The sequence below is a fragment of the Mesorhizobium sp. YC-39 genome (genome assembly GCF_025753795.1).
Taxonomy (GTDB): Bacteria; Pseudomonadota; Alphaproteobacteria; order Rhizobiales; family Rhizobiaceae; genus Mesorhizobium.
The window spans coordinates 1133131-1155024 of the sequence record NZ_JAOWPS010000002.1 but is presented as its reverse complement, the minus strand read 5'-3'; the positions used below and the strand labels follow the sequence as shown (position 1 = coordinate 1155024).

24 protein-coding genes, 1 other RNA gene and 2 pseudogenes are annotated in these 21894 nt (G+C 61.6%); 18 read left to right on the top strand and 9 right to left on the bottom strand.

The genetic code is table 11. The features are described 5' to 3' along the window. Positions 1 to 236: 236 nt before the first annotated feature. From OHD62_RS15105 to OHD62_RS15065, 10 genes and pseudogenes are all read left to right on the top strand, one after another. A complete protein-coding gene (locus OHD62_RS15105) occupies positions 237 to 1139 on the top strand; it encodes a branched-chain amino acid ABC transporter permease (RefSeq protein ID WP_263783579.1) in 903 nt (300 codons plus the stop codon). 4 nt (positions 1140 to 1143) lie between these two features. Further along, positions 1144 to 1446 (top strand): annotated as a pseudogene (locus OHD62_RS35740) (DUF3382 domain-containing protein); the annotation flags it as partial. A gap of 186 nt (positions 1447 to 1632) precedes the next feature. Continuing rightward, a pseudogene (gene livM / locus OHD62_RS15100) lies at positions 1633 to 2739 on the top strand (high-affinity branched-chain amino acid ABC transporter permease LivM); the annotation flags it as partial. Continuing rightward, positions 2739 to 4256: an ATP-binding cassette domain-containing protein gene (locus tag OHD62_RS15095; protein WP_263783577.1), complete on the top strand. Its 1518-nt coding sequence runs from the start codon at positions 2739 to 2741 to the stop codon at positions 4254 to 4256. The pseudogene livM and the gene OHD62_RS15095, both read left to right, overlap by 1 nt. Further along, positions 4256 to 4984, top strand: coding sequence for an ABC transporter ATP-binding protein (locus OHD62_RS15090; RefSeq protein ID WP_107652660.1), 729 nt, complete (start codon positions 4256 to 4258; stop codon positions 4982 to 4984). Before OHD62_RS15095 ends, OHD62_RS15090 begins: the two co-directional genes overlap by 1 nt. Positions 4985 to 5000: 16 nt before the next feature. Next, positions 5001 to 5348 (top strand): DUF6867 family protein, encoded by a 348-nt coding sequence (locus OHD62_RS15085; protein ID WP_263783576.1) that lies wholly within the window; start codon positions 5001 to 5003, stop codon positions 5346 to 5348. Between the two features lie 139 nt (positions 5349 to 5487). Next, positions 5488 to 6606, top strand: a complete 1119-nt coding sequence (locus tag OHD62_RS15080) for a branched-chain amino acid ABC transporter substrate-binding protein (RefSeq protein WP_263783575.1) — start codon at positions 5488 to 5490, stop codon at positions 6604 to 6606. A gap of 174 nt (positions 6607 to 6780) precedes the next feature. Beyond that, entirely contained in the window at positions 6781 to 10239 is a 3459-nt protein-coding gene (gene pyc / locus OHD62_RS15075) for a pyruvate carboxylase (RefSeq protein ID WP_263783574.1), read from the top strand. A 269-nt stretch (positions 10240 to 10508) separates the two neighbouring features. Continuing rightward, positions 10509 to 10769 (top strand): DUF2312 domain-containing protein, encoded by a 261-nt coding sequence (locus OHD62_RS15070; RefSeq protein ID WP_097573600.1) that lies wholly within the window; start codon positions 10509 to 10511, stop codon positions 10767 to 10769. 134 nt (positions 10770 to 10903) lie between these two features. Continuing rightward, positions 10904 to 11353: a hypothetical protein gene (locus OHD62_RS15065; RefSeq protein WP_263783573.1), complete on the top strand. Its 450-nt coding sequence runs from the start codon at positions 10904 to 10906 to the stop codon at positions 11351 to 11353. Positions 11354 to 11404: 51 nt separating this feature from the next. On the opposite strand, the gene OHD62_RS15060 is transcribed toward OHD62_RS15065, so the two are convergent. After that, complete coding sequence (locus OHD62_RS15060; protein ID WP_263783572.1) at positions 11405 to 11914, bottom strand: arsenate reductase ArsC; 510 nt, start codon at positions 11912 to 11914, stop codon at positions 11405 to 11407. A gap of 182 nt (positions 11915 to 12096) precedes the next feature. Here OHD62_RS15060 and OHD62_RS15055 point away from each other — a divergent pair, with 182 nt between their 5' ends. Then, entirely contained in the window at positions 12097 to 12441 is a 345-nt protein-coding gene (locus OHD62_RS15055; protein ID WP_263783571.1) for a hypothetical protein, read from the top strand. A 67-nt stretch (positions 12442 to 12508) separates the two neighbouring features. Here OHD62_RS15055 and msrB read toward each other — a convergent pair whose 3' ends face one another. The 4 genes from msrB to OHD62_RS15035 all read right to left on the bottom strand — a co-directional run bounded on the left by msrB (position 12509) and on the right by OHD62_RS15035 (position 15571). After that, positions 12509 to 12913 (bottom strand): peptide-methionine (R)-S-oxide reductase MsrB, encoded by a 405-nt coding sequence (gene msrB, locus OHD62_RS15050; protein ID WP_263783570.1) that lies wholly within the window; start codon positions 12911 to 12913, stop codon positions 12509 to 12511. A 93-nt stretch (positions 12914 to 13006) separates the two neighbouring features. Then, complete coding sequence (locus OHD62_RS15045; protein WP_263783569.1) at positions 13007 to 14197, bottom strand: vWA domain-containing protein; 1191 nt, start codon at positions 14195 to 14197, stop codon at positions 13007 to 13009. A 7-nt stretch (positions 14198 to 14204) separates the two neighbouring features. Continuing rightward, complete coding sequence (locus tag OHD62_RS15040) at positions 14205 to 14651, bottom strand: GNAT family N-acetyltransferase (RefSeq protein WP_263783568.1); 447 nt, start codon at positions 14649 to 14651, stop codon at positions 14205 to 14207. 80 nt (positions 14652 to 14731) lie between these two features. Beyond that, complete coding sequence (locus OHD62_RS15035) at positions 14732 to 15571, bottom strand: AAA family ATPase (protein ID WP_263783567.1); 840 nt, start codon at positions 15569 to 15571, stop codon at positions 14732 to 14734. A gap of 173 nt (positions 15572 to 15744) precedes the next feature. Here OHD62_RS15035 and ssrS point away from each other — a divergent pair. The 4 genes from ssrS (at position 15745) to OHD62_RS15015 (ending at position 18324) form a co-directional block, all read left to right on the top strand. Further along, positions 15745 to 15900: non-coding RNA, 6S RNA (ssrS, locus tag OHD62_RS15030), on the top strand. A 91-nt stretch (positions 15901 to 15991) separates the two neighbouring features. Next, positions 15992 to 16579, top strand: a complete 588-nt coding sequence (locus tag OHD62_RS15025) for a 5-formyltetrahydrofolate cyclo-ligase (protein ID WP_263783566.1) — start codon at positions 15992 to 15994, stop codon at positions 16577 to 16579. A gap of 82 nt (positions 16580 to 16661) precedes the next feature. Then, positions 16662 to 17486, top strand: coding sequence for a YmdB family metallophosphoesterase (locus OHD62_RS15020; RefSeq protein WP_263783565.1), 825 nt, complete (start codon positions 16662 to 16664; stop codon positions 17484 to 17486). 70 nt (positions 17487 to 17556) lie between these two features. Next, positions 17557 to 18324, top strand: a complete 768-nt coding sequence (locus tag OHD62_RS15015; protein WP_263783564.1) for a TerC family protein — start codon at positions 17557 to 17559, stop codon at positions 18322 to 18324. A gap of 37 nt (positions 18325 to 18361) precedes the next feature. On the opposite strand, the gene OHD62_RS15010 is transcribed toward OHD62_RS15015, so the two are convergent. The 4 genes from OHD62_RS15010 to OHD62_RS14995 are packed head-to-tail and all read right to left on the bottom strand — an operon-like array spanning position 18362 to position 20189. Continuing rightward, a complete protein-coding gene (locus OHD62_RS15010) occupies positions 18362 to 18829 on the bottom strand; it encodes an SRPBCC family protein (RefSeq protein WP_263783563.1) in 468 nt (155 codons plus the stop codon). A 36-nt stretch (positions 18830 to 18865) separates the two neighbouring features. Beyond that, the gene (locus OHD62_RS15005; protein WP_263783562.1) at positions 18866 to 19228 is read right to left on the bottom strand and encodes a hypothetical protein; all 363 of its coding nucleotides are present in this window, start codon (positions 19226 to 19228) and stop codon (positions 18866 to 18868) included. Between the two features lie 54 nt (positions 19229 to 19282). Next, the gene (locus OHD62_RS15000) at positions 19283 to 19678 is read right to left on the bottom strand and encodes a VOC family protein (RefSeq protein WP_263783561.1); all 396 of its coding nucleotides are present in this window, start codon (positions 19676 to 19678) and stop codon (positions 19283 to 19285) included. Between the two features lie 28 nt (positions 19679 to 19706). Continuing rightward, complete coding sequence (locus tag OHD62_RS14995) at positions 19707 to 20189, bottom strand: SRPBCC domain-containing protein (RefSeq protein ID WP_263783560.1); 483 nt, start codon at positions 20187 to 20189, stop codon at positions 19707 to 19709. Between the two features lie 51 nt (positions 20190 to 20240). Between OHD62_RS14995 and OHD62_RS14990 the strand changes: the two genes are divergently transcribed. The 3 genes from OHD62_RS14990 (at position 20241) to OHD62_RS14980 (ending at position 21868) form a co-directional block, all read left to right on the top strand. Beyond that, positions 20241 to 20564: an ArsR/SmtB family transcription factor gene (locus tag OHD62_RS14990; RefSeq protein ID WP_263783559.1), complete on the top strand. Its 324-nt coding sequence runs from the start codon at positions 20241 to 20243 to the stop codon at positions 20562 to 20564. A gap of 221 nt (positions 20565 to 20785) precedes the next feature. Next, entirely contained in the window at positions 20786 to 21535 is a 750-nt protein-coding gene (locus OHD62_RS14985) for a YebC/PmpR family DNA-binding transcriptional regulator (protein ID WP_263783558.1), read from the top strand. 21 nt (positions 21536 to 21556) lie between these two features. After that, positions 21557 to 21868: a SelT/SelW/SelH family protein gene (locus OHD62_RS14980; RefSeq protein ID WP_263783557.1), complete on the top strand. Its 312-nt coding sequence runs from the start codon at positions 21557 to 21559 to the stop codon at positions 21866 to 21868. Positions 21869 to 21894 lie beyond the last annotated feature (26 nt).

Genomic DNA, 21894 nt, shown 5'->3' with positions numbered 1-21894 from the left:
GAAACGCGGTGCATGATACGGCTGAATCGTCAAAGACATTGCGTTATGCCAATGATAGGGTCCGCGATAGTCCAGGGGCTGGATTGGAAAAAACGGAGCAATCCGATGGCGTGTCGGCAAAACACGCATGACGGTTGAAAAATCACGTTGCAATCCGGGCTCGAAACTTTACGACTAGGGGAAATACGAAAAGGAATGCGTCTGCATGGGCGACATTCCAGGGGAGCCAAGTCAGTATGCAGTACTTTGTCCAGCAGCTTATCAACGGGCTGACGCTGGGATCGATCTATGGGCTGATCGCGATCGGCTACACGATGGTCTACGGCATCATCGGCATGATCAATTTCGCCCATGGCGACATCTTCATGGTCGGCGCCTTCACCGCCCTCATCGTTTTCCTCATCCTCGGCGCTATGTTCTATTCGGTGCCGGTGGTCTTGGCGCTCCTGATCATGATGATCGTGGCGATGCTTCTGACCAGCCTGTACAACTGGACGATCGAGAAGGTGGCCTATCGACCGCTGCGCGGTTCGTTCCGGCTGGCGCCGCTGATCACCGCGATCGGCATGTCGATCGCGCTGTCGAACTTCGTCCAGGTGACACAAGGGCCGCGCAACAAGCCGATCCCGCCGATGGTGTCCAAGGTCTATAACATCGAGGGCATCAGCGTGTCGCTGAAGCAGATCATCATCGTCGTCGTCACCGCGCTGCTCTTGGCGCTGTTCTGGTACCTGGTCAACAAGACCTCGCTCGGTCGAGCGCAAAGGGCGTGCGAGCAGGACCGCAAGATGGCGGCGCTGCTCGGCATCGACGTCGACCGCACCATCTCCATCACCTTCATCATGGGCGCCGCACTTGCCGCCGTCGCCGGCACGCTGTTCCTGATGTATTATGGCGTCATTGCTTTCTCCGACGGCTTCGTGCCCGGCGTGAAGGCATTCACCGCGGCGGTGCTCGGCGGCATCGGCTCGCTGCCCGGTGCGGTGCTCGGCGGGCTGATGATCGGCTTCATCGAAAGCATGTGGTCGGCCTATTTCTCGATCGACTACAAGGACGTCGCCGCCTTCTCCATCCTGGCGATCGTGCTGATCTTCCTGCCTTCCGGCATATTGGGCCGGCCAGAAGTCGAAAAGGTCTGAGATCATGGCCGTCACCGTATCCCCGGAGCGCGACGTCGTCGCCACTCCCGTACAGCGTGCTTTTCGCGAGGCGTTGTATGCCGGCGCCATCGCGCTCGGCCTGTTCGTGCTGTTCATCGGGCTGAAGACAGACCAGAACATCTCCAACGAGTTGATCCTGGTGCAGCGCTGGGGCCTGCTCGCGATCGTGGTGATCGCCACCGCTGTCGGGCGCTTCCTCTATGTCGCATATGGCCAGCCTTTCATGGCCAACCAGAAGATCGCCGATGTCGCCACCGGCCTGTTGCCAGATAGCGTGGCGACGCGGTTCTTCCGGCTGCCCTATTTCATCGCGGCGATCGTGATCGCGGCCCTGCTGCTCGTCTTGGCCAGTTCTCTTGACGGGCTGCTGGGGCCGGGTCTTGCCGGCTATGCACGGTTCGTGCGGGCGCTGGCGATCATCTACGCCCTGGCCTCGGTACTGTTTTATTTCCGGGCCTTCATCCATGCCCATTTCTCGGCACTCGGTATCGCCGCGCTGGCGCTCTACCCGATCATCGTCGTGCTGTCGCTTGCTCTCTACGGCGGGTCGATAGCAGCCGGTTTCCAAGGCTCGCTGAAATGGGTCGACAATTTCGGCATCCAGATCCTGATCTATGTGATGCTGGCCTGGGGCCTGAACATCGTCGTCGGCCTCGCTGGCCTGCTCGACCTCGGCTATGTCGCCTTCTACGCGGTCGGCGCCTATGCCTATGCGCTGCTCGGCACCCAATACGGCCTGTCGTTCTGGATCCTGCTGCCGGCCGCCGGCGCCATGGCCGCCTTCTGGGGCGTGCTGCTCGGCTTTCCGGTGCTGCGCCTGCGCGGCGACTATCTGGCGATCGTCACACTTGCCTTCGGCGAGATCATCCGCCTCGTGCTGATCAACTGGCGCGAGGTCACCAATGGCTCGGCCGGCATCTCCGGCATTCCCAAGGTCACCTTCTTCGGCCTGATGACGTTCAACGTCTCGGATCCGAACTATATCGCCAAGGTGCTGAACATTGCCACGTCGAGCGCCTACTACAAGATATTCCTCTACTATTTGATCCTCGGCCTTTGCCTGCTCACCGCTTTCGTCACCATAAGGCTGCGGCGTATGCCGGTCGGCCGGGCCTGGGAAGCGCTGCGCGAGGACGAGATCGCCTGCCGTTCGCTCGGCATCAACACCACCACCACCAAGCTCACCGCCTTTGCCACCGGCGCCATGTTCGGCGGCTTCGCCGGCTCGTTCTTCGCGGCGCGGCAAGGCTTTGTCAGCCCCGAATCCTTCGTCTTCCTGGAATCGGCGATCATCCTTGCCATCGTCGTGCTCGGCGGCATGGGCTCGCTGGTCGGCATCGCCGTCGCCGCGCTGGTGATGATCGGCGGCACGGAGGTACTGCGCGAACTCGATTTCCTGAAGCAGGTCTTCGGTCCCGACTTCACGCCGGAACTCTACCGCATGCTCTTGTTCGGCATGGCCATGGTCATCGTCATGCTGTGGAAGCCGCGCGGTTTCGTCGGCAGCCGCGAGCCGACCGCCTTCCTGAAGGAGCGAAGGGCTGTCTCCAGCTCTTTCACCAAGGAGGGCCACGGCTGATGAATGCGAGCTCGATTCAGAAAGCCAACCCGGGCACGAACGATGCCATCCTGCAGGTCGAGCATCTGTCGATGAAGTTTGGCGGCCTGGTCGCCATCGGCGATCTCTCCTTCAAGGCCAGGCGCGGCGAGATCACCGCGCTGATCGGGCCGAATGGCGCCGGCAAGACCACCGTGTTCAACTGCATCACCGGTTTCTACAAACCGACGGAAGGCATGATCACGCTCAGCCGGCAGGATGGCACGAGCTATTTGCTCGAACGCCTGCCAAACCATGAAATCCCGGCGCGCGCCAAGGTGGCGCGTACCTTCCAGAACATCCGTCTGTTCTCGGGCATGACGCTATTGGAGAACCTTCTGGTCGCCCAGCACAACAAGCTGATGAAGGCATCGGGCTATACGGTGCTCGGTCTGTTCGGCTTCAGCGGCTATCGCAAGGCATCGGCCGAATCGATCGAACTCGCCAAGCACTGGCTGGAGAAGGCCGATCTCGTAGACCGCGCCGATGATCCGGCCGGTGACCTGCCCTATGGCGCGCAGCGTCGTTTGGAGATCGCGCGGGCCATGTGCACGGGGCCGGAACTGCTCTGCCTCGACGAGCCGGCCGCCGGCCTCAATCCGAAGGAATCGCTGGCACTCAACGCGCTGCTGATGGACATCAAGAACACCGGCACGTCGATCCTGCTCATCGAGCACGACATGTCGGTGGTCATGCAGATTTCCGACCATGTCGTCGTGCTCGAATATGGGCGCAAGATCTCCGATGGCAATCCGCAGTCGGTGCGCACCGACCCGCGCGTCATCGCCGCCTATCTCGGCGTCGACGACGAAGAGGTCGAGACCGTTCTGACCGAAGTCGGCGACGAAGACGTGATCGAGCAGCTGGATATCGGTCCGGACTCGGCGCATGGTCCGGGCACATCGTCTTCATATCTCGCCGGGCCGGTGACCGACACGGTCGGCCACAGCGAGGGCGAACGCGTCACGGTGTCGAAAGGCGCCTCCAAGGCCGGCCAGGTCGACGCCCGCGCGAAGGCGGCGGCAAGCCAGTCAGCCTCGCTGGCCGCCGTTCCGACAGCCAAACCAACCGCGAAATCTTCCGCTGCAAAGCCGCCCGTCAAGGCTCCGGCGACGGCGAAGACATCAGGGATTTCGAACCGGCTCACGGCGCCACGCGGCGGCACTGCCGACAATCTGACCCGCATCAAGGGAATCGGCACGGTCAACGAGAAGAAGCTCAACCAGCACGGCATCTTCCACTTCGACCAGATCGCGGCATGGAATAAATCCGACGTCGAGGCGGCCGAAGCCTATCTCGCCTTCGACGGGCGCATCGCGCGCGAGGGGTGGGTCAAGCAGGCCAAGCTTCTCAGCCAGGGCAAGGAGACGGAATTCTCGCGTCGTGTCGATGCGGGCAAGGTGGAAACGAGCCACCCCTCCGATCGTGCTTCCGGGAAGACTGCTAGCGCAGTTTCCGGGAAGACTACTGCTGCAAGCAAGCGCGGAGGGCGCAAGTGATGGCCGGGACAACGCTGCTCGATATCAAGGGCGTCCAGACCTACTACGGCAACATCCGGGCGCTGAACGGCGTCGACGTCACCGTCAAGCAAGGCGAGATCGTAGCGCTGATCGGCGCCAACGGCGCCGGCAAGTCGACGCTGATGATGACCATCTTCGGTGCACCACGGGCCCGCGCCGGCACGATCACCTTCGCCGGCACCGACATCACCCAGTTGCCGACTCACGAGATCGCGCGCATGCGCATCGCCCAGTCGCCGGAGGGACGCCGCATCTTTCCGCGCATGACGGTGATGGAAAACCTGCAGATGGGCGCCAGCCTCGACAACCTCAAGCACTATGACGAGGACGTCGAGAAGGTGTTCACGCTGTTCCCGCGGCTGAAGGAACGTATTGCCCAGCGCGGCGGCACACTGTCGGGCGGCGAGCAGCAGATGCTGTCGATCGCGCGCGCTCTGATGGCGCGGCCGAAGCTGCTCCTGCTCGACGAACCGTCGCTCGGTCTGGCGCCGCTGATCGTCAAGCAGATCTTCGACGCCATCCGCGAGCTGAACCGTACGCAGGGACTGACGGTGTTCCTGGTCGAGCAGAACGCCTTCGGCGCGCTGAAGCTCGCCACGCGCGGCTATGTCATGGTCAACGGCAATGTGACGATGAGCGGCACCGGCAAGGAGCTGCTCGCCAATCCGGAAGTGCGTGCCGCCTATCTCGAAGGCGGCCACCATTGAGTTCAGGAGTCTAGTCATGCAGGGCATTCTCTACGAGGAACCCTCGATCTGGCAGTTCTTCTTCGTCACCTGCCTGCTCGGCGGCTGGGCGGCATGGATGACGGGCAAGGCCTGCGCCCAGACATGGCGCAGCTTCCTCCAGCTGTTCGCCTACATGCTCGGGCTCGGCCTCGGCATAAGGTTCATCCACCACGCGCTGTTCAACGGCACGATGTTTTCGCTGCATTACTATATCGTCGACACTATCGTGCTGATGATATTGGGCTTCATCGGCTATCAATACACGCGCACCAACCAGATGGTGACACAGTATAATTGGCTCTACGAAAGAGCATCGCTTTTGAGCTGGAAACCAAAAGGTTGACGTTCATCATTAACGCCGTTTCGGAAATGAATCGGCGTGACAAGTGCCTGAAAATCGGCAAAGTACGCTTTCTGCGAGTAAGAGTGGGCATCGCATGAAAGCATCATTCACGCCCACTCCGTAAATGGGAGCGTTTTACATGAGAAAATCACTTTTGTCCGCCGTCGCCCTGACCGCGCTTGTCGCGTTCGGCGGCAGCGCGTGGGCTGACGTACTGATCGGCGTCGCCGGTCCGATCACCGGTCCGAACGCCGCCTTCGGCGCACAGTTGCAGAAGGGCGCCGAGGCGGCCGTTGCCGACATCAATGCGGCCGGCGGCATCAATGGCGAGCAGATCAAGCTTTCGATCGGCGACGACGTTTCCGATCCGAAGCAGGGCATCTCGGTCGCCAACAAGTTCGTCGGCGACGGCGTCAAGTTCGTGGTCGGCCACTTCAACTCGGGCGTCTCGATCCCGGCGTCGGAAGTCTACGCGGAGAACGGCATCCTCGAGATCACACCGGCCGCGACCAACCCGCAGTTCACCGAACGCGGCCTGTGGAACGTGTTCCGCACCTGCGGCCGCGACGATCAGCAGGGCAGCATCGCCGGCGCTTATCTGGCGGCGAACTTCAAGGACGCCAAGATCGCGGTCATCCACGACAAGACGACCTACGGTCAAGGCCTTGCCGACGAGACCAAGAAGGCGATGAACGCAGCCGGCCTGACGGAAGTCATGTATGAAGGCGTCAATGTCGGCGACAAGGACTTCTCGGCGCTGATCGCCAAGATGAAGGAAGCCGGCGTTTCCATCATCTATTGGGGCGGCCTGCACACCGAAGCCGGCCTGATTATCCGCCAGGCGGCTGATCAGGGCCTCAAGGCCACGCTGGTTTCCGGCGACGGCATCGTATCGAACGAACTGGCTTCGATCGCGGGCGATGCGGTCGCGGGTACGCTTAACACGTTCGGCCCGGATCCGCGCCTGATTCCCGCCAACAAGGAACTCGTCGAGAAGTTCCGCGCCCAGGGCTTCGAACCCGAGGCATACACGCTCTACGCCTACGCCGCGGCGCAAGCGATCGCCGCAGCCGCGACGGCCGCCAAGTCGAACGATCCGCAAGAAGTCGCCAAGGCGCTTCACGAAAAGGGTCCGTTCAAGACCGTGCTGGGCGACCTCTCCTATGACGCGAAGGGCGATCCGACGCTGCCCGGCTACGTCATGTACGAATGGAAGAAGGGCGACGACGGCAAGTACACCTACGTTCAGAAGATGTAAGCCTGTCGGCGACGACAATTCGAATGCCCGGCGCCTAGCGCCGGGCATTTTTCGTTGTTGGCGCAAACAATCAATTTAAATCGGTTTAAGTGTCGCGCGTTTTTGTTTGCGCTGCAGCATTTTCACGCTAATCATTGCCTCAGCCCCCATCCCTCCATCTCTGGAGCCTTGTCCTTGGCAATCACGAAGATCCTTGTCGCCAACCGGTCCGAAATCGCCATCCGCGTCTTTCGCGCGGCCAACGAACTCGGCCTCAAAACCGTGGCGATCTGGGCCGAGGAGGACAAATACTCGCTGCACCGCTTCAAGGCCGATGAAAGCTACCAGGTGGGGCGCGGACCGCACCTCAACCGGGACATGGGGCCGATCGAAAGCTATTTGTCGATCGAGGAGGTGATGCGCGTCGCCAGGCTTTCGGGCGCCGACGCTATCCATCCGGGCTACGGGCTTTTGTCGGAAAGCCCCGAATTCGCCGAGGCCTGCGCCCAGGCCGGCATCATTTTCATCGGCCCCAAACCGGAAACGATGCGCCGACTCGGCAACAAGGTCGCGGCGCGCAATCTGGCCATCGAGGTCGGCGTGCCGGTGATCCCCGCCACCGATCCGTTGCCCGATGACATGGAGGCGGTCAAGAAACTGGCCAAGGAGGTCGGCTATCCGGTGATGCTGAAGGCATCATGGGGCGGCGGCGGGCGCGGCATGCGCGCCATTCGCTCCGAAGCAGACCTTGCCCGAGAAGTCACTGAAGGCAAGCGCGAGGCGAAAGCCGCCTTCGGCAAGGACGAGGTCTATCTCGAAAAGCTGATCGAGCGCGCCCGCCATGTCGAGGTGCAGGTGCTTGGCGACACCCATGGCAATGCCGTGCATCTGTTCGAGCGCGACTGTTCCATCCAGCGCCGCAACCAGAAGGTCGTCGAGCGGGCGCCGGCGCCTTATCTCGAGCAATCACTGCGCGAGGAGCTTTGCGGCTATGCGCTGAAGATCGCCCGCGAGACGAGCTATGTCGGCGCCGGGACGGTCGAATTCCTACAGGATGCCGATACCGGCAAATTCTACTTCATCGAGGTCAATCCGCGCATCCAGGTCGAGCACACCGTCACCGAGCAAGTGACCGGCATCGATATCGTCAAGGCGCAGATCCATATCCTCGACGGTTTCGCCATCGGCACGGCTGAATCGGGCGTGCCGGCGCAGAAAGACATCAGGCTGAACGGCCATGCATTGCAGTGCCGTATCACCACCGAAGATCCCGAGCATAATTTCATCCCGGACTATGGCCGTATCACCGCCTATCGCGGCGCCACCGGCTTCGGCATCCGCCTCGACGGCGGCACCGCCTATTCGGGCGCGGTCATCACCCGCTTCTACGATCCGTTGCTGGAGAAGGTGACGGCGTGGGCACCGACGCCGGCCGAGACCATTGCCCGCATGAACCGGGCGCTGCGCGAGTTCCGCATCCGCGGGGTGGCGACCAACCTCACCTTTCTCGAAGCGATCATCAACCATCCGAGTTTCGCCGACAATTCCTATACGACCAAGTTTATCGACACGACGCCGGAACTGTTTGCCAGCGTGAAGCGGCAGGACCGAGCGACCAAGCTGCTCAACTATCTGGCCGATGTCTCGGTCAACGGTCATCCAGAAACGCGCGGCCGGCCGCAGCCGAAGGCCGATGCTGCGGCGCCCGTCGTGCCTTACCTCAATGGCAATGTGCCAGGCGGCAGCAAGCAGAAGCTGGACGCGCTTGGGCCGGAGAAATTCGCGGCCTGGATGCGCGAGCAGAGCCAGGTGCTCGTCACCGACACGACGATGCGCGACGGTCATCAGTCGCTGCTCGCCACGCGCATGCGCACGCATGACATCGCCGGCATTGCGGGCACCTATGCGCGGGCCTTGCCACAACTTCTGTCATTGGAATGCTGGGGCGGGGCGACGTTCGACGTCGCCATGCGCTTCCTCACCGAAGACCCGTGGGAACGGCTGTCGCTGGTGCGCGAGGCGGCGCCCAATCTGCTGCTGCAGATGCTTCTGCGTGGCGCCAATGGCGTCGGCTACACCAACTATCCCGACAATGTCGTCCAGCATTTCGTCAGCCAAGCCGCCGCCGGCGGCATCGACCTGTTTCGCGTCTTCGACTGCCTCAACTGGGTCGACAATATGCGCGTCGCCATGGATGCGGTCGGCGCCGAGGGCAAGCTGATCGAGGCGGCGATCTGCTACACCGGCGACATACTCGACCCGGCGCGGGCCAAGTACGATCTCAAATACTATGTCGGTCTGGCCAGGGAGTTGCAGGCGGCAGGCGCCCATATCATCGCGGTCAAGGACATGGCCGGGCTGTTGAAGCCGGCTGCGGCCAGGGTGCTGTTCAAGGCGCTGCGCGAGGCGACTGACCTGCCGATCCATTTCCACACGCACGACACGTCGGGCCTGTCGGCCGCGACGGTGCTGGCGGCGGTGGACAGCGGCGTCGACGCGATCGATGCGGCGATGGATTCCCTGTCGGGCAACACATCGCAGCCTTGCCTGGGTTCGATCGTCGAGGCGCTGAGGGGCACCGAGCGCGACCCGGGGCTTGATCCGCAATGGATCAGGAACATCTCGTTCTACTGGGAAGCGGTGCGCAACCAGTATGCCGCGTTCGAGAGCGACCTGAAAGGACCGGCGTCAGAAGTTTATCTGCATGAGATGCCCGGTGGGCAGTTCACCAACCTCAAGGAACAGGCGCGCTCGCTCGGGCTGGAGACGCGCTGGCACGAGGTGGCGCAGACCTATCACGACGTCAATCTGATGTTCGGCGACATCGTCAAGGTGACGCCGTCGTCAAAGGTCGTCGGTGACATGGCGCTGATGATGGTGAGCCAGGACCTGACCGTGGCCGATGTTGAGAACCCTTCACGGGATATCGCCTTTCCAGACTCGGTCGTCTCTATGCTGCGCGGCGATCTCGGCCAGTCGCCCGGTGGCTGGCCGCAGGCACTTCAGAAGAAGGTGTTGAAAGGTGACAAGCCGATCACGGCGCGGCCGGGATCGCTTTTGAAAGCGGCCAATCTCAAGGCCAGCCGCAAGGAGATCGAGGAAAAGCTGGAGCGCAAGCTCAGCGAATACGAGTTCGCCTCGTGGCTGATGTACCCGAAAGTCTTCACGGATTTCGCTGCCGCGCAGGAAACCTACGGGCCGGTCAGCGTGCTGCCGACACCGACCTATTTCTACGGCATGAAGCCGGAGGACGAGATCTTCATCGACATCGAAAAGGGCAAGACGCTGGTGGTGCGGTGTCTGGCCATAGGCGACGTCGACGAAAAGGGCATGGTTACCGTGTTCTTCGAGCTCAACGGCCAGCCGCGTCGCGTCAAGGTGCCGGACCGCGCGCATGGCGCCTCCGCCGCCAAGGCGCGGCGCAAGGCAGAGCCCGGCAACGAGGCACATGTCGGCGCGCCGATGCCGGGCGTCGTCTCGGCTCTTGCGGTTGCTGCAGGCCAGGCGGTCAAGGCCGGCGACGTGCTCTTATCGATCGAGGCGATGAAGATGGAAACGGCATTGCATGCCGAGCGCGACGGCACGATTGCCGAAGTGCTGGTCAAGGCCGGCGACCAGATCGACGCCAAGGATCTCTTGATCGCCTTCGGCTAAGGTGTGCCGATATTCAGGTGATGCCGGCCTGCAAACGCCGGCTTCCTGCGCTTCCGGTGCTCACGTACTTTAAGTACGTTCCGCTCCGGTTCTCGGCGGCCACCATTTTCGGCTCGGCCTGACCTGAATCTCAACACACCTTCGGGTGTGCCCAACCCTTCATGCCGCATCGATAACAGCTTGACCCGCCGCGCCCGGTCGGGCATCGAACCCGCTCAAATTTGCCGTTTGTCCAGCGAGTCGCGGCATGAAACGAAGCGGAGAAAAACATGGCCGACGACATCACCGAAACCAGCCAGACTGTTGCCGCCGGCCAGTTGCGTGCCTTCATCGAGCGCATCGAGCGGCTCGAGGAAGAGAAGAAGACCATCTCCGACGACATCAAGGAAGTGTTCGCCGAAGCCAAGGGCACCGGCTTCGACACCAAGGCGATGCGGTCTATCATCCGGCTGCGCAAGAAGGATCAGGCGGAGCGCCAGGAAGAGGAAACCATCCTCGATCTGTACAAAGCCGCGCTCGGCATGGTGTAGAGACTGTCTGGAAATTCTACTCCGGCGGCCATCTGATGGCGTTTTCTGTGCTTCCGGTGCCCACGGACCCAAATGTCCGCTGCGCTCCGGTTCTCGAAACTACCTGAGCGTGATGCTGGAGCGAGCATCGAACCATGAGCGAATTCGACTTTGGCGCCCGCCGCGCCTCTGAATTCCGCCAACGCGGCTTCTGGACGCTGTTTGCGGAACGGCATCCGGAAGAAAGGGCTCTGTTGGCGCGGCGCGGACCCTGGTTCTGGCAGCGCGGGCTGCCAGACTTCGCGCTGGTCCTTTCCATGTATGTCGCGCCGGCGCAGAATCATGTCGGTGTCTTCTTCGGCCGCAATGAGAAGTTCGGCGCCACCGAAGCCTGGTCGCGGTTGAAGCCCTTCCAGCCGGCGATAGAAGGCAGGCTGAAGCTCAGGCCGGAACAGAGTTGCGAGGGCCTCGGCATCAATTCGATGTGGCGGGTGAACTGCTTTGCCGAGGACAACTGGCCGGCGATGGCCGACTGGCTGGTGACGGAGGCTTCGCGCGTCGAACGCGCGGTCGTCGAGGTTCTGGGACACGAAGCCCGATCGTGAGTTCGGTCGCCCGCCTCGCACTGAACGCACGGCAATCGAAACGCATCGCCCTCAGTTTTGCTTCGAAGCGTCGCGGCCGATGTCGTCGAGATGTTGCTGCAGTGCCAGATTGTCGAGCGATTCCATCGGCAAGTTGGTGAATACCGCGATGCGGTTGTTGAGCATGCGGTAGGCCTCGGCGAAGGCGAGATGCTGCTCGGCCTCGGTGCCGTCGGCCTTGGCCGGGTCCGGCACCGCCCAAAGTGCTGTCATCGGGTGGCCGGGCCAGATCGGGCAGCTTTCATTCGCCGTGTTGTCGCAAACGGTGAAGACGAAATTCATCTCCGGCGAGCCGGGTTTGGAGAATTCGTCCCAGCTTTTCGACCGGGCGAAGGCTGTGTCGTATTTCAGGCTTTCCAGCAACTGCAGCGCATAGGGATTGACAGTACCCTTCGGTTGCGAACCGGCAGAATAGGCCTTGAAGCGGCCGGCGCCAATGCGATTGAGAATAGCTTCGCCCATGATCGACCGGGCCGAATTGGCGTTGCAGAGAAAGAGGACATTGTAGACATGATCGCTCATTCAGAACTCCTCCATGCTGGCGTTGCAAATGACTGAATGACTATTTCGGATCATCGGTTCCGGGTCGTGAAAGGTTAATGACAGATTTCTGTGTCATGTACGTGTCACATTTCGCGGGGTCTTGCTTTGCCGGTAAGGTTCGGCATTTTCGACGCTCCACGAGCGCAAGCGAGGCTCAATCGATGGGCAATTCGGATCCGGCCGAAATGGCGGCGAAGAAGGCCAGTCACCCGGCCGGTTTCTTCCGTTCGCGCTGGCAGGGCGCGGCGCCACTCGACCGGCTGTTCTGGCGGGATCTGGTCCTGGTAGGCACGGCGATCAACGCTGCTGCGTCGGTGCTGGCACTCATCCTGCTCGGGCTGAAAATGCCGCTTGCCCTCGTCCTCGCCGTGCATTTCGCGCCGGTGCCCTACAACATCTTCCTCACCCTTGCCGTCTGGCGAACCGCGGAAAAGTCCGGCGGCCTCAAGGCCTCGCTGATGATGATCGGTTCTGCGCTGTGGCTGATCCTGGTGGTCGTGGTTTGACAACGATACGCGCATGAAAAAGGGCGGCCGCAGCCGCCCTTTGCAAGGTGACGATCGAAGCGATGGCTCAGGCCGTCGGCTCGAATTTCAGCGCCACGCCGTTGATGCAGTAGCGCAGGCCTGTCGGCGGCGGGCCGTCCTCGAAGACATGGCCGAGATGGCTGCCGCAGCGGGCGCAGTGGCATTCAGTGCGCACCATGCCGTAGCTGCGGTCGACGGTGGTCTCAACCGAACCGGGCACCGGGTCGTTGAAGCTCGGCCAGCCGGTGCCGCTCTCGAACTTCAGCTTGGATTCGAACAGCGGCTGGTCGCAGCCGACGCAGGAAAACGTGCCGGCGCGCTTCTCGTAGAGCAGGGCGCAGCTTCCCGGCCGCTCGGTGCCGTGGCCGCGCATGACCGCATATTGCTCCGGTGTCAGCCTGGCGCGCCATTCGGCGTCGGTGCGGGTAACGGGGTAGGCGTGGGTGTCCATTGAAATCTCCTCAGCCTTGGCGGCTCGTTATTGGTTGCAATTCCTTTTCGTTCCAACATAGGCATTTGTTACAGGCCTGCCCAGCCGCCGTTGTCAGTGTTTCCTCGACAATTGCTTTGTCGCTGCTTCGAGGCCAGCCAGCGTCAGCGGAAACATACGGCCGCCGAAGATGTCGCTGATCATGGCGATCGAATGGGTAAAACCCCAGTTCTTCTGGTTTTCCGGGTTGAACCAGACCGCATTCGGCCATTGCTGCAGCAGCCGGCCGAGCCAGACGGCACCGGCCTCGGGATTCCAGTGTTCGACCGAGCCGCCGGGATGGGCGATCTCGTAGGGGCTCATTGAGGCGTCGCCGACGACGATTACCTTGTAGTCCGGTCCGTATTTGTGGAGCAGGTCGAAGGTCGGGATTACCTCGGCATGGCGGCGGCGATTGTCCTTCCAAACGCCCTCGTAGAGGCAGTTGTGAAAGTAAAAATATTCGAGCTGGCGGAATTCGGCGCGGGCGGCCGAAAACAACTCCTCGACGCTCCTAATGTGGTCATCCATCGAGCCACCGACATCGAAGAACATCAGGAGCTTCACGGCGTTGCGCCGCTCGGGCCGCGTCTTGACGTCGAGATAGCCGTGCTCGGCGGTGGCATGGATGGTGCCGGGCAGGTCGAACTCCTCCTCCGCGCCTTCGCGCACCCAGCGGCGCAGGCGTTTCAGCGCGATCTTGATGTTGCGGGTGCCGAGCTCGACGGCATCGTCGAAATTCCTGAATTCGCGTCTGTCCCAGACTTTGACGGCGCGGCGGTGGCGGCTTTCGTGCTGGCCGATGCGCACGCCTTCGGGGTTGTAGCCATAGGCACCGAAGGGCGAGGTGCCGCCGGTGCCGATCCATTTCGAGCCGCCCTGATGGCGGCCTTTTTGCTCCTCCAGCCGCTGCTTCAGCGTCTCCATCAGCTTTTCGAAGCCGCCGAGCGCCTCGACCAGTTTTTTCTCCTCGTCGGTCAGGTGCCTTTCGGCGAGGCGGCGCAGCCATTCCTCGGGAATGTTCGCGACGTCGACGGCATCTGTCCCGGCCAAGGCCTCGACACCTTTGAAGACGTGAGCAAAGACCTGGTCGAAGCGATCAATGTAACGCTCGTCCTTCACCAGGGCCGAGCGGGCGAGGTAATAAAAGCCCTCGACGTCATAGTCGACCAGCCCGGCTTCCAGCCCTTCCAGCAGCGACAAATATTCCCTGAGCGAGACGGGAACGCGCGCGACCTTCAGTTCGAGGAAGAAGGGGAGGAACATGGCCTATCTACAGCAGATCGTACTCGATGAAGCCCGTCCGGCGCGCGACGTAGTCATAGAGCTTGCGCGCCGTGGCATTGGTCTCGTGGGTCATCCAGTAGACATTCTTGACGCCGATCTTGCCGGCCTCCTGCTTGACCGCTTCGATCAAGGCGGCACCGACGCCCTTGCCACGCACATCCGGGTCGGCGAACAGATCCTGCAGGTAGCAGTTGTTTTTTTCAGACCAGCAGGAGCGATGATAGAGATAGTGGGTGAGGCCGACCGCCTTGCCGTCGAGTGTGGCAATGAAACCCTTCGGCTCGAACTCGCCCGCCGTGAACAGCCGCTTCCAGGTGACGGCATAGACCTCTTCCGGCAGCTTGGTTTCGTAGAAGGTGAGGTAGGCGGTCCAAAGACGCTGCCAATCAGCATGGTCGGATTGCGCCAGGGGGCGGACAATTATGTCGGTCATTTCTCGTTCTCCTGCAAAGTTCAGGCCCGAAGCTGCCTTTCCGTCTACTCTGCTGCAACGGTCCACGACCGGAGAAACCGCTACTGCTGCCGTCTCGCCATGAAGGCCAGCCGCTCGAATAGATGCACGTCCTGTTCGTTCTTCAGCAATGCGCCGTGCAGTTTGGGCAGCGCGTTCTTCGAGTCGCCACGCAGATCCTCCGGCGCGATGTCGTCGGCAACCAGCAGCCTGATCCAGTCGAGCGCTTCGGAAGTCGAGGGCTTCTTCTTCAGTCCCGGCACCTCGCGGATCTCGTAGAACTGGGTGAGCGCGGCGCGCACCAGGCGCTGCTTGATGCCGGGATAATGCACGTCGACGATCCGGTGCAGCGTGTCGACATCGGGGAAGCGGATATAGTGGAAGAAGCAGCGGCGCAGGAAGGCGTCCGGCAGTTCCTTCTCGTTGTTGGAGGTGATGATGACGATTGGCCTGACTGCCGCGCGGATCGTATCGCCGGTCTCGTAGACGAAGAATTCCATCCTATCGAGTTCCTGCAAGAGGTCGTTGGGGAATTCGATGTCGGCCTTGTCGATCTCGTCGATCAAAAGCACGACCTTCTTGGCTGTCGCGAAGGCTTCCCAGAGCTTGCCGCGCTTGATGTAGTTCCTGATGTCGTTGAACCTGATATCGCCGAGCTGGCTGTCGCGCAATCGCGAGACAGCATCATATTCGTAGAGGCCTTGCTGCGCCCTGGTCGTCGACTTGACGTGCCATTCGATCAGGTCGAGGCCAAGCGCCGCCGCCACCTGGCGGGCAAGTTCGGTCTTGCCGGTGCCGGGCTCGCCCTTGACCAGCAAGGGCCGCTCCAGCGCGATCGCGGCGTTGACCGCCACCATCAGATCCTTGTCGGCGACATAGGCCGCCGTGCCTTCAAAACGCATCTCTGCTCCTCGGTTTTTCCGGCGACCGTAAGGAGACGGCCTGGCCAGTGCAAGCGCCGCGGCCAAGGGCGTGACGGACTTCGTGGCGATGCTGCCTGTCAGCCAGGATTTTGCAGCGAAATTGCCTTGCCGTTTCTATGGCGCTTGGCCGGCCATCGGCCTATATTGGGAGTGACGGTCTGCGCTTCCCGGCAGGAGACACTTTTCCCCGGGGCCTTAACGATCCTTAGGGAGCTGTCCCTGGGAAGACCCGTGGGTTTTCTCACACGGCGCCCACCTACTTTGTAGGCACCCGGGATCGACTTCTCCACCGGTTGTGTGGATCGTCACTCGACGCAAAGGATCCATTTGGTGGATCATGCGGTGGAAAACGTCGCTCCGAAAGCTTCAACCAGATTTGACCTTTTCTACCGTCGGCGCATGACCTCATCAAAAGAACTGAAAAAACAGCTGCGCAAGGAAGCGCTCGGGCGCCGCGATGCGCTCGATGAATTCTGGCGGGTGGAAGTAGCGCTTGAGATGGCCGAGACGGCGCGGGACCACCTCGATGTCGAACCCGGACAGGTCGTCTCCGGCTTCTGGCCGATGCGCTCGGAGGTCGATGTCAGGCCATTGATGTTTGCCTTGCGCGAGAAGGGCGCGAGACTCTGCCTGCCGGCCATACTCGACAAGACCACCATCGTCTTTCGCGAACTGGTGCGCGGCGCGCCGATGGTCGAGATGGGCTTCGGCACTGTCGGTCCGCATGAGGAGGCCGCGGTGCTCGATCCCTCGGTGATGCTGGTGCCGCTCGCCGCCTTCGACGCGCGCGGCCATCGCATCGGCTATGGCGCCGGCTATTACGACCGCGCCATTGCCAGGTTGGTCGACAAGGGAACGACGCCGCGGCTGATCGGCATCGCCTTCGACTGCCAGGAGGTGGCGCTGGTCCCGGATGAGGACCATGACGTGATCATCCCGGAAATACTGACCGAGAGCGGGTTGCGTCAGTTCGCGCCACAATTGTAGATAGTTTCCTGGGCGCATGATCTTTTCTGGAAAGTCATGCAACTTTTGGCTGCACTGACCTTCGGTTCGGGATCATGCTTAGATGAGACTTCTCTTCCTCGGCGATATGGTCGGCAAGACGGGACGCACGGCAGTGTGGGAACAACTGCCCGGCCTGATCTCCGATTTCAAGCTCGACTTCGTCATCGTCAATGGCGAGAACGCCGCCGGTGGCTTCGGCATCACCGAGGAGATCTTTCGCGAGACGATTGCGGCGGGTGCGGATGTCGTCACCACCGGCAATCATGTGTGGGACCAGCGCGATGCGCTGATCTTCGCGCCGCGCGAGGAGCGCTTTCTGCGCCCCTCGAATTTTCCCAAGGGCACTCCGGGGCGCGGCTCCGGTGTCTATATCGCCAGGAATGGCGCGCGCGTTTTGGTCGCCAACATCATGGGCAGGGTGTTCATGCACCCCGAACTCGACGATCCGTTCCAGGCCGGCGAGCGCGAACTGGCGGCCTGCCCGCTCGGCGAGCAGGCCGATGTTGTCGTGATAGACTTCCATGCCGAGGCGACCTCGGAAAAAATGTGCTTTGCGCATTTCGTCGACGGTCGCGCCAGCCTGGTCGTCGGCACCCACACACACATGCCGACCGGCGACCACCAGATCCTCAATGGCGGCACCGGCTATATTTCCGACGCCGGCATGTGCGGCGACTATGATTCCTCGCTCGGCATGGACAAGGAGGAGCCGCTCAACCGGTTCCTGTCGAAGGTGCCGAAAGGCCGTTTCGAGGCGGCGACGGGACCGGCGACATTGTGCGGCATCGGCGCCGAGATTTCCGACCGGACCGGCCTGACCGAGAAGATCGCGCCGTTTCGTCGCGGACCGCGGCTGGAAGAAACCGCGCCATCCTTCTGGTCGTGACATTGATATAGAGGCCTGCAATACCTAACTGCCGGCGACACTGCTCTAGATCGTAGAGGGGACGACCTCCATGCAGCTCATCGAATTCCTGGCGCCGCATTTCGCCTTCGTCTCCGATCCGACCGCCTGGGTCGCCCTGCTGACGCTGGTGGTGCTGGAGGTCGTGCTCGGCATCGACAATCTGATCTTCATCTCGATCCTGACCAACAAATTGCCGGAGGCTCAGCGGGCCCGCGCCCGACGACTCGGCATCTCTGCCGCGCTGATCATGCGGCTGGTGCTGCTCGCCACCATCTCGATCATCGTGCAACTGACCACGCCGGTGTTCACCGCCTTTGGCCATGGCTTCTCCTGGCGCGATCTGATCCTGATCGCCGGCGGCCTGTTCCTGGTCTGGAAGGCGACCAAGGAAATCCATCACACGGTCGATCCGGACGATCACAAGGATTCGATGATGGGCGAGACGCTGCAGATTTCGCTCGCCGGCGCCATCTTCCAGATCCTGCTGCTCGATCTCGTCTTCTCGATCGATTCGATCATCACCGCCGTCGGCATGACCGACGAGATCGCCATCATGTACATTGCCGTGATCGTGGCGGTCACCGTGATGATGCTGGCGGCAGGGCCGCTCGCCGATTTCATCGCCAGGAACCCGAGCATCGTCATGCTGGCACTGGGTTTCCTCCTAATGATCGGCATGACGCTGATCGCCGACGGCATGGGTTACCATGTGCCGAAGGGCTATATCTACGCGGCCATGGGTTTTTCGGCGCTGGTCGAAGGGCTCAATATGCTGGCGAGGCGCCGGAGGAAGGCCAAGTCCGGCGGCGGGCATTGAACTCAAGGCGCTGCTTCGGAGCAAGACGGAGCGCTTTCTAATTCGCCGGCACACCCTTCGGATAGCGGCCGCCGATCAGGCCAAGCGTCAGGCCCTGCTCCAGCCATGCCTTGGCGCCAGCGAGCACGAGCGTGAAGCCGCCAGTTGAACCGATGGCCTCTTTCACCTGATCGTCGCCATTGCCGGCAAAGCCGAAATTGCGAACCTCGATAAAGGTGGCACCCCCAGGCATTTCGGTGAAGGTCCAGACCACGGTGGTCGGCGGCTCGCTCCACTGCATGACGATCTTCTTGTCTTTGACGATCTCGCTGATATCGACCGTCGTCGAGACGTCGTACATGCGCCATTCCCAGCGGACCTGCTTGCCGCTGTCCAGCCGGCCGCTGGAATGGGTGAACCAGAATTTTGTGGTGATCGCCGGATCGATGATGGCTTCGAACACTTCTGCGACCGGCCGCCGGATCAGCATGCCGGCTTCGGCGGTTGGCGTTTCGCGGATTTCCATATTGTTCTTCCTTTCCAACAGGTGTCCGGTCCTCGCTCACCAGGCATCGGGTTCGCGCACCATGTGAATGATGTTGGCCGGATTGGTGATCCAGCCGCCGCGGAAACCCTCACCCAAAGGCTCGATGGCATCGCAGCGCACAATGCCGGCCTTGGCGAAATGATCCGCGGCCTTAGGAAAATCGTCGGTGAAAAGCTCCAGCCAGACCTCGGCCTGGCTCAGCATCGGCGCTTCATCGATCCACAGGCGGTTGGGGCCAAGCTCGAAACCGATTGCCGGCGCCTTGGCGGTGAATGGCTTCAGGCCGACGACATTGCGGTAGAAGGCGACCGTCGCCTGATACTGGTGTGGCGGCACTTTCATGGCGATGTTGATGCCGCCGGTGATTTTCGCGCTCATTGCTGGCTCCGTTATCGTGTTCAGATGTTGTTGGCCGACTTGGCCCAGACCTCGCTATGCCAGATTGATCTGCCAAGAGACTCCGAACCTGTCGTTCAGCCATGCGAAACGGCGGCTGAAGCCATAATTGTCGGGTGGCATCAGGAACCCGCCGCCCTTTGCCAGTGTCTCGACAATGCGGTTCAGTTCCTCCTCGGAAGAACAGTCCACATAGAGTGAGACCGATGGCGTGAACGTGAAGGCATGGTGCACGGGGCTGTTGAAGACCATTACGTCCAGGCTGCCACCTATGGACAGGCGAGCCAGCTTGACTACTCCCTCCGGGCCGTCTTCGCCGGGGCCGTAACGTGTGACGTCAAGGATGCTGCTGTCGGGAATGGTCTCGCAATAGAGGGCCATTGCCTCCTCGGCCTTGCCCTCGAACATCAGGAGCGGCGTTACTTTCCTCATCGCGGGCCTCCTTCTTTCTCACGGACGCTCAAATATTGGTCTCGTTGGCGGGCTCGCCCTTCATCTCGCTGCGATAGTAGCCGTCGCGCAAATTGACGCCGTATTCGACATAGGCCTTCATGCAGGCCAGCATTTGCGACCAGCCTTCGCAATTTAGGTAGGATTTCTTCAGGCCGACCGCGTCCTCGTGCCAGCCGGTCTCGGCAATGGTGACGAAAGTGCCGCCATCGTCCAGTGGCTCGAAATTCATCTCGATGCGCGTCTTGTAGGCCGGCTTGCCGTCGGCGTCGGTGGCGTCCCAGCGCAGCACGATGCGGCTGTCCTTCGTCACCTCGTCGACCTCGACCGGGACCTTGCCCCACCAGACGACGCCCGTGCCGGCCGCAAGCGGTGCGCTGGCGCCGCCAATGGTGGTGAAATAGCCGCTCAGTTTGTTTGGATTGACGACCGCGTCGAAGACTTCGGCGACCGGCTTGCCGATGCGTCCGGAAACCCTGAATCCAAGAGACATATCCACAGCTCCTTCCTTGATTGACTCAAGAATATGTTATATAAATATAACATGTCAAGCCGATCGCAAGACGACAATGTTTTCAAGGCGCTGGCGCATCCGCGCCGGCGCGAATTGCTGGATCGGTTGAAGGATGCGCCGCGCACTACCGGCATGCTGTGCGAGGCCTTTCCCGACATGGACCGCTGCACCGTGATGCTACATCTGAAGGTGCTGGAAGAGGCCGAGCTGATCGTGGCAAAGCGTGAAGGGCGCGAGCGCTGGAACCACCTCAACGCGCTGCCGATCAAGCAGATCCACGACCGCTGGATCAGCCAATATGCCGGCCACGCGATCAGCATCATCGACCGGTTGAAGTCCGATCTCGAGGGATGAGCGATTGCGGCGAGCCCGTCCTGCGCGTGTCGTGCAGCAGGCCGACGGCGCGGCTGGACGAATTGAGCCGATTTATCTATAAGCCGGCCATTCCGACAGAACGCGCCGTATGCCCATCCGGGCATTGCAGAGACGTTCTGAGATTTGAATTCGAGCATTTTTGCAGGATGCCGGGCTGTCCGCCCCGCCGCGATGCTCTAGCCGAAGACGACAGGGGTGCCATGGCTGGCCATTCACAGTTCAAGAACATCATGCACCGCAAGGGCCGCCAGGATGCGGTGCGGTCGAAAATGTTTTCCAAGCTGGCGCGCGAAATCACCGTCGCCGCCAAGAGCGGTACACCCGATCCATCGATGAACCCGCGCCTGCGCCTTGCCGTGCAGAACGCCAAGGCGGTGTCGATGCCGAAGGACAACATCCAGCGCGCCATCAACAAGGCCTCGATGGGCGATGCTGAGAACTACGAAGCCGTGCGCTACGAGGGCTATGGGCCGGGCGGCGTGGCGCTGATCGTCGAGGCGCTGACCGACAACCGCAATCGTTCGGCCTCCAATGTGCGCGCCGCCTTCACCAAAGCCGGCGGAGCGATGGGCGAAACCGGCTCGGTGTCGTTCATGTGGGACCGCGTCGGCGAGATCTACTATCCGGCCTCGGCCGGCAGCGCCGAAAAGGTGATGGACGCAGCGATCGAGGCCGGCGCCGATGACGTCCAGTCGGACGAGGAAGGCCACATGATCTATTGCGCCTTCGAGAATCTCGGTGAAGTGTCGAAGGCGCTGGAAGGCGCGCTCGGCGAGGCGGAATCGGTCAAACCGATCTGGCGGCCGCAGAACAACATCCCGGTCGATGAAGAGCGGGCGCAATCATTGATGAAGCTGGTTGCCACGCTGGAAGATGACGACGACGTGCAGAGCGTCTACGCCAATTTCGAGGTCGACGACGAGACATTGGCCAAGCTCAGCGCGGCATGAGCGGACACGGGCAGAACTGACATGACGGAAAAGCCACTGCCCACAATCCGCATCATCTATTGCACGCAGTGCCTGTGGCTGCTGCGGGCCGGCTGGATGGCGCAGGAGCTGCTGTCCACCTTCGGCACTGATCTTGGTGAAGTGACGCTGGTGCCTGGCACCGGCGGCATCTTCACCATTTCCTGCAACGACACGCTGATTTGGGACCGCAAGCGCGACGGCGGCTTTCCGGATGCAGCCAAGCTCAAGCAACTGGTCCGCGACGTCATCGATCCGGGCCGCGATCTCGGCCATGCCGACCGCAAGGGCCATACTTCAAAAGACCCCGCATAAACGGGTCTTCTGCATTTTTGCCCACG